Source organism: Anaerolinea thermolimosa, from assembly GCF_001050195.2.
Taxonomy (GTDB): domain Bacteria; phylum Chloroflexota; class Anaerolineae; order Anaerolineales; family Anaerolineaceae; genus Anaerolinea; species Anaerolinea thermolimosa.
This window is the reverse complement of record NZ_DF967965.1, coordinates 1,089,010-1,096,071: the sequence shown is the minus strand read 5'-3', so window position 1 is coordinate 1,096,071 and position 7,062 is coordinate 1,089,010. Positions and strand designations below refer to the sequence as shown.

Genomic DNA, 7,062 nt, shown 5'->3' with positions numbered 1-7,062 from the left:
TCCGCTGGAGCGACATAGAACTGCCGCCATCATTCGGGCGGCAGAGGGAAGACATCCCCTGCCCCTGGCCGCACGGCACGGTGTTTGAAAACGTCAAGACCGGGGAGCGGGTGGTAATCAAGCAGGGGAAGGTGGTTCGGGAAGAGGTGAAGCATGGTGTGGATTGCCATTGTTCTGGGCTTTCTTGTGGCCCTGGCGGTCGCCGTCGCCGTGTCGCTGCAGGCGCACGCTGACGCTTTGCAGGCCCAAGCCGCCATTGAAGCCGCCCGTGCCGCGCAGATTGCCGCCAGCGGACAGGCGGTCAACGCCACCCTGCTCACCGTCCTGGTGGTGGCATTCGGTTTCGCCCTGCTGGTGGCTCTCATCCTGCTGGGCTACCTGCTCTACCAGCGCAACCGCCAACAGGCGCAACCGCAGGGCAAGTGGCTGCCGGGTCCCAACGCCAGATGGGCACGGGTGGGAGACGCCCCCCGCCCGGTGTCTCTCCCCCAGGGAGACCCCATCCAGCAGTTGGTGCAGTTAGAACTCCTGCGCTACCTGCGCCAGATGAACACCGCTCCCATGCAGCCCTCTCTGCCGTCCCGCACGCTCCAGGCCCTGCCCGAACCGGAGGACGAAGATGACTCGCTCTGGTAAAGTCGCTACCACGATCGTGGTCATGGCACTGCTCACGGCGTGCAGCGGCGAAGCCGTGCCGCTGGACCCGACCGCCCAGGCGCTGTACCTGGAACGCCAGGCGGTCATGGCAACCCAGCGGGCGGAGTACGCCCGCCAGACGGCGCAGTACCTGGAAGCCGAGCAGGTCAAAGCCGAATCCGCCGCCCGGCAAGCCGAAGCCACCGCGGAGTACTACCGCCTGCTCCGCACCGCCACGATGGAAGCGGTCATCGCCGAAGCCACCGCCATCTCCCAACGGGAGACACAAACCGCCTGGAACGCCACCATGCAGGCGCAGGCAACGGCGACTGAGCGTGCGTGGATCGTCCAGCAAACGCAGACCGCCCTGCAAGCCCAGCAGACCGCGCAGGCCTGGCAGATGACCCAAACCGCCGCGCAAGCCGAAGCCACTGCGACCCAGGTGGCAGTCATGCGGCAGGCAACGGTGGACGCCGCCAACGCCGCCGCCCTGGCCACCGCGCAGGCCGCGCAGGCAGGGATTGCGCAGGAATCACTGAAACAGGAACAGATCCGCACCATCCAGCAGGACTACGCCAAGTACGCCTGGGCAGTTCTGCCTTTCTTCCTGCTCGGCGTGCTGATTGTCCTTGCCCTGTACGGTGCCTGGCTGTACCAGCGCAACCGTGTACTGACGCAGCTGGCAGACGGCAAACTGGTGCTGGTGCAGGACGGCAAGGTGATTGTCCCCGACCGCGCCCCCGGCGCCGTGCTCGACCCGCACAACCCGCCCAAAATGGACGCCGGGCAGTTACGGGTGACGGAGAACGACCAGAAGGTGAGTGCCATTCGCGCGCTCTCCGCCGGTGGGCAGAAGGAAAAGGCGCAACGGCTGGCGCAGAGCATGAGCGCACCCGCGCAGTTGCCTGCACCCAAAGTGGAAGTGGTGGATGAAAAGAGCATGCGCCCCCTGCTGGAAGATGCCCTGCCTTCCATTTACCGCAAAGCCGTGGAGGAATGAGATGATCAGCCGACGGGTTCAGCACATTGCCGAAGGAATCGCCTACCGTCTCCCGCAGGTGCTTGCCAAACGCAGGCTTGTCCCGGCAATTGAACGCTATGCCCTGACAGAGGTCAACGGCGTGCCGATTCTGGTAGCACCGCTGGACACCCGCAGGGTGGAACGGCTGGAGCAGTACGCCAGCGACGACCTCTTGCGCCAAATCGCTGCCGAAGTAGGCTACCCCGTGTTCCTTGCCACGAAGGGTATGGGCTACGTGTTCCTGTTAGGACACCTTCCCCGTTTGCCAAGGCGGGCGGATTTTCCTCTCACCGCGCCGATGAACACGGTCAGCGTGGGTGTGGGAATCAGCGGAGCCATCAACCTGAGATGGCAGGATTTGGGTCACGTGCTGGTAGCGGGGCAGACGGGATCGGGCAAGAGCGTCTTCCTGCGCCTGCTGGTGTACCAGGCCCTGCGGGACGGGATGAACCTGCTGTTATCCGACCTGGATCAAGCCACCTTCCCCATGCTGGAAGGACATGAGCAGTTACTTGCGGACATCGCCACCACGCCGGAGAAGGGTGTCTTGCTGGTGCAGAAAGCCCTCTCCGAGTGCGACCGGCGGGCAGAGTTGTTCCGCAGGGTGGCGGGCTATCCCGACACGCTGGACGAGTACAACCGCATGGCTGGACTGGATGGGCGGGAACGGCTTCCCCGTGTGCTGGTGGTGCTGGATGAGTTTTCTGCGTTAGCGGTCAGTACGCCGGAGATCCGCCAGCAAATTGCGCAACTCGGTTGGCGCGGGCGCAAGTTTGGCGTACAGGTGGTGTTCGCCGCGCAGGAGTTCACCAAAGACCTTGTGGGTCCCCTGCGGGAACAGGTGAACACGGCGGTTTGCTTCCGGGTGCGCAGTGCGGAGATGGCAAAGCGCGTCCACTGCGCCGGAGCGGAGAGCATTTCTCCGCAACGTCCCGGTTTGGCAGTGACCGACCGGTGGGGACTGGTACAGACCTACTTTGTGGACAAGTCTCTGTTGGGAGAAGTCCGTCCGGTGTTGAGTGATGAAGAAATAGAGATGGTGCAGAGAGCCGGGCAGGGCGGGCAGGTGTCCATCCCGAAACTGGTGGAGTGGGGGTGGAGCGAGTGGCGCGCGCGGAAACTGCTGGAAGAGTGGGAACAGCGCGGCTGGGTGGTGCGGGAAGGCACCAACCGCAGGATTGCCCCGAAACTGCGGGAAATCCTCTCAACCCCTCAAACCCCTCAAAGTGCCTCAAAGCCCTCAAACGGGAGCGTGTATGCGGAGATTTTTGCTGGTGAGAGATGAGGATGTGTCAGGCGTGAGTGGAACGGGGATCGTGGCAGAGGGGGTGGAGTTCTCGGATGGAACGGCGGTACTGCACTGGCTGCGGGAGCCGTACGGACTGAATATTTTCGTGTCTGTGGCGGCGCTGATCGCCGTGCACGGGCACGGCGGAAGAACATGGATCGAGTGGCTGGATTACCCGGAATTTGTTGAGAAACTGCAACGGGCAAAGCAATGCGCGGATTAATGCTCTCTCTGTTTCCCGGATTGGGATTGCTCGATTTGGGATTTATCGAGCAAGGCTGGACGGTTGTGCGCGGGCCGGACATCGTGTACGGAACGCTGCACGACATTCGGAATTTTCATCCTCCTGCCGGAGTATTTGAAGGGGTTATCGGAGGTCCACCCTGTCAAGCGCACAGCCGTTTAGCGGCCATTGTGCGATACCGGTGGGGCAGGGCAGCGCCGGATTTGATCCCGGAATTTGCGCGGTGTGTAAATGAAGCCCAACCCGAATGGTTTTTGATGGAGAACGTGCCATCTGCACCCGATCCGGAGGTAGAGGGATACGCAGTTCATGCGTTTCTGTTGAACAATCGCTGGCTGGTCAACAGCACGCCGCAGAATCGGCTGAGGAAAATCTGGTTTGGGGTGAAAGGAAAACAAGAAGTGGATTTGCGCCGATGGATTGAATATACGGCGCTGGAAGCGGTGGAATTTGAAGGAGCCGTACTGGCAAACGGACAATTTCGAGAACGGCGGTTGAGTAAAAAGACGGACAAATCCAATGCCCTGGTACGCAAGTCCCTGAGTTTGCAGGGATTACCGGAAGATTTTTTTGACCCAACGCCGCTCACGGTAGAGGGCAAACAGCGGCTGATAGGAAACGCCGTTCCCCTGCCGATGAGCAGAGCATTAGCAAAGGCAATTCGCGTTTATCTGAATGGAGGAAACGGACATGGACAGGAGCGAATGGCGGGTGTACCGGATCGAGGACAAAGACGACCTGATGTCGGCGCTGAAATTGTACGAACTGCGCAGGGGAACCAGAGCGCGCTACGCGCGGATGAGCGAGAGAGCCCCGGAGTGGCTGGTGGCTCTCGTGCAGGAAGTGGATGGGTTGGAGATTGAACGGGCGGCGAATCTTTTGCCGCTGGATCTCTGGCTGACGCATGAGAGACAGGAGCGTAAGGTCGAGCCGCAGATGCATTTGTTTGGGGAGGCGGGATGAAAGTTTTTGCATTCATCAATCAAAAAGGCGGTGTAGGCAAAACGACCTCGGTGGTCACACTGGGAAGTGGATTTGCTCTGAAGGGGTACAGTACCCTACTGGTTGACTGCGATCCGCAAGGGCATATTGCCACGCAGTTGAACATTTCCAAAGCGCCTGGGGTGCGCCGATGGTACTACGATGAAGAGCCTTTGGAGCAGGTAGTCGTCCAGGTGCGCGAAAACCTCTGGGTGTTGCCTGGAGATAAGACCACCGACCGGGTGCTTGGGCGGATGCGTGAGGAGCAATGGGGAGCGGCAGAATTTGCCGACCGTCTGCGCGAGGAAAGCACTGCTCTTGAAATGGATGCCGTACTGCTCGACCTTGCGCCGAGCCTGAATCACTTGCAAATTGCGGCGATGTTAGCCAGCGATTACGTGATTATCCCAACCCGTCTACGCTACACCGACCTGGACGGGGTGAATGAGATCACCCGCTCGATTACCGAAACGGCGCGGCGTTCCCGAATGCCCGGAAGGTATTATCTGCTCCCCACGTTCTTTGACCGTGTGACCAAGGAGACCCACCAGCGGCTGGTGGAATTGGTCGATGCATTCGGGAAACAAGTTCTTCCGCCAATTCCGCAGGATGTACGGCTTGCGCCGAGCCTGAATCACTTGCAAATTGCGGCGATGTTAGCCAGCGATTACGTGATTATCCCAACCCGTCTACGCTACACCGACCTGGACGGGGTGAATGAGATCACCCGCTCGATTACCGAAACGGCGCGGCGTTCCCGAATGCCCGGAAGGTATTATCTGCTCCCCACGTTCTTTGACCGTGTGACCAAGGAGACCCACCAGCGGCTGGTGGAATTGGTCGATGCATTCGGGAAACAAGTTCTTCCGCCAATTCCGCAGGATGTACGGCTGGCAGAAGCCCCAGGTCGCGGCATGACGGTTTGGGAGTACGCTCCGCAGTGCCAGGCAATACAGGGATATATCAACGGCAGTGGGAAGACCATCGGTGGATATGCGGCGATTTTGGAAGAGCTAATCGCTTTGTTAGGAGGTGTGTAATGACCAAGGCAAAGGGAGAATACCGTCCAGCGATTCAATCCATCCCCCCGGCGGATGAGCAGGTGGCGGAGATTCTCTCCGACCGCCAGCGCCACTTTGACGAACTGCGCCTCAGCCGGGAAGAGCGTGAGCGCCTGCTGAAAATGCGGCGCAAGGAAGAGGAGAAGAAGCGCCGGGAGAAAGAAAAAGCCCGAGGAAGGAAGCCCAACAAAGTCACCGTGGATATACCGGCTGAACTGCGGGAAGCCCTGGAAAGGATTGCAGGGAAAGAAAGCGTCACGGTTTCGCAGGTGATCACCTTCTTCCTGTTTGAAGCGGTGGAGAGGTATGAGAAGAAAGAGATTAGCTTTTGGGGCTTCAAGCACCCCTCGGAATCGCCGCGCTACGACTGGATTCTGGTGCATCCCAAGGATGAGGAAAGGAAGGAAAAGCTTGAGTCGCGGAAAAACAAAAAATCGTAGTGAAAGAGGATTTCAAGGGACAGCCCTTGAGTTTTCAAGGGACGACCCTAAAGGACAGCCCTTGAATTTTCAAGGGACGTCTCAAAGGGACAGCCCTAAAAAAGGGAAGGGACAGCCCTTGAGCCGCGTAGAGGCCCTACAAGGCCTCTGATTTGAGGGTATGGCTAGGATAAGACCTTTGGTAAAAAAAGCCCTGTTTTTGGGCATTTTTGAGGCATTCGGGAATAGGTGAATTTGAGCCGTTCACAGGATGATTTCTGGAGGAACAAGATGAGCAATGACATGCAAGGGGTGATCAATCTGATCCGTGCAATCTCCGGGCAAGCCAATATTCTGACTATTCCCCGTGTATTCGTGGACTTGACCGGTGATTTGAAAGCGGCATTGTTTTTGTCACAGTGTATCTACTGGTCAAGCCGTTCGTCCACGCCGGGAGTGTTTTATAAGACTTACCAGGAATGGGAAAAAGAACTGGCTTTGAGCCGGTACGAAATTGACCAATGCCGCAAGCGGGTGACCCGCTGGGTCAAGACCGAATTGCGGCAGGTCTCCGGCACTCCGGTGTTGCATTACAGCATTGATCTTCCCGCTCTGGCCAATGACCTGCTGGCCCTTTTACAGCCCGAAAACGATAATGTTCAGACAATAGACTCGCAAATGGATTTGCGAGAAACTAGCAAATCCATTTGTAAGAAACTAGCAAATCCATTTGTTGAAAACTCGCAAATCGAAGCCTCGGATATTAAAGGTAATTTAACAGAAACTACATTAACAGAAACTACAGCAGAAATTAACAGCAATGGATTTGCTGCTGCTGCTGAACGTTCTGCAAATCGAAAAGCAAATCGAAAGATAAAACGCTCGCAAAACAGCGGCCTGCCATCTGAAATTCAGGACAAATTCAACGCACTCGGCTGGCGCGGATCACTGGCGGATGTCGAAACGGCCTGGCGGGAAGACCCGGAGCGGGTGCGTCAGTGGCTGTGGTACGCCGGAGTGCGGGGCTGGAGCGGGGCACTGCTGCGCACGGTCTTGCGCAACGCCGGAGAATACCCGCCGGAGTTGGATCCAGGCAGTGAGTATTACCGTGAGCAACAACGCCATGCGTATATTTCCGGCAAGTACGCCGAGTTTATCGAGCATTAGGCGCAACATGGTCTCTGAGAAATATCTACCGGTGCTGGGTCAGATTCTCCGCCATGCGCGGCGGGTGCAGCGGAAGCTGGGGCCAGGTTACCCCGAACTGGTGTACCACCGGGCGCTGCTGAACGAACTGCGGGAGAGCGGGGAGGTGGTGCGCTACCAGCCGCGGCTGAAGGTGCGCTACAACGGGCAGGTGGTTGGGGAGGTGGTACCGGACTTGCTGGTGCAGAAAGGCGATGCGGTGGTGG

The 7,062-nt window shown here is 58.6% G+C and carries 10 protein-coding genes; all 10 read left to right on the top strand.

Features of this window, described 5'->3' with window-relative positions; all coding sequences use genetic code 11:
* A partial coding sequence (locus ATHL_RS19240) for a hypothetical protein (protein ID WP_236822330.1) occupies nucleotides 1-233 on the top strand: 233 nt, incomplete at its 5' end.
* A 4-nt stretch (nucleotides 234-237) separates the two neighbouring features.
* On the top strand, nucleotides 238-636 hold the full coding sequence (locus tag ATHL_RS05025; RefSeq protein WP_236822329.1) for a hypothetical protein: 399 nt from the start codon (nucleotides 238-240) through the stop codon (nucleotides 634-636).
* Nucleotides 620-1,636 carry a hypothetical protein gene (locus tag ATHL_RS05020; RefSeq protein WP_062190422.1) on the top strand — a complete coding sequence of 339 codons (1,017 nt, stop codon included), beginning with the start codon at nucleotides 620-622 and terminating at the stop codon, nucleotides 1,634-1,636. Before ATHL_RS05025 ends, ATHL_RS05020 begins: the two co-directional genes overlap by 17 nt.
* A gap of 1 nt (nucleotide 1,637) precedes the next feature.
* Complete coding sequence (locus ATHL_RS05015) at nucleotides 1,638-2,942, top strand: FtsK/SpoIIIE domain-containing protein (RefSeq protein WP_062190421.1); 1,305 nt, start codon at nucleotides 1,638-1,640, stop codon at nucleotides 2,940-2,942.
* A complete protein-coding gene (locus tag ATHL_RS05010) occupies nucleotides 2,914-3,168 on the top strand; it encodes a hypothetical protein (protein ID WP_062190419.1) in 255 nt (84 codons plus the stop codon). The genes ATHL_RS05015 and ATHL_RS05010 overlap by 29 nt, the downstream gene beginning before the upstream one ends.
* On the top strand, nucleotides 3,156-4,052 hold the full coding sequence (locus ATHL_RS05005) for a DNA cytosine methyltransferase (protein WP_084001183.1): 897 nt from the start codon (nucleotides 3,156-3,158) through the stop codon (nucleotides 4,050-4,052). The genes ATHL_RS05010 and ATHL_RS05005 overlap by 13 nt, the downstream gene beginning before the upstream one ends.
* 96 nt (nucleotides 4,053-4,148) lie before the next feature.
* A complete protein-coding gene (locus ATHL_RS05000; protein ID WP_062190415.1) occupies nucleotides 4,149-5,210 on the top strand; it encodes a ParA family protein in 1,062 nt (353 codons plus the stop codon).
* A complete protein-coding gene (locus ATHL_RS04995) occupies nucleotides 5,210-5,671 on the top strand; it encodes a ribbon-helix-helix domain-containing protein (protein WP_062190413.1) in 462 nt (153 codons plus the stop codon). Before ATHL_RS05000 ends, ATHL_RS04995 begins: the two co-directional genes overlap by 1 nt.
* A 270-nt stretch (nucleotides 5,672-5,941) precedes the next feature.
* Nucleotides 5,942-6,817, top strand: coding sequence for a hypothetical protein (locus ATHL_RS04990; protein WP_062190411.1), 876 nt, complete (start codon nucleotides 5,942-5,944; stop codon nucleotides 6,815-6,817).
* Between the two features lie 7 nt (nucleotides 6,818-6,824).
* Nucleotides 6,825-7,062: GxxExxY protein (locus ATHL_RS04985; RefSeq protein ID WP_114679465.1), on the top strand; the 238-nt coding region annotated here is incomplete at its 3' end.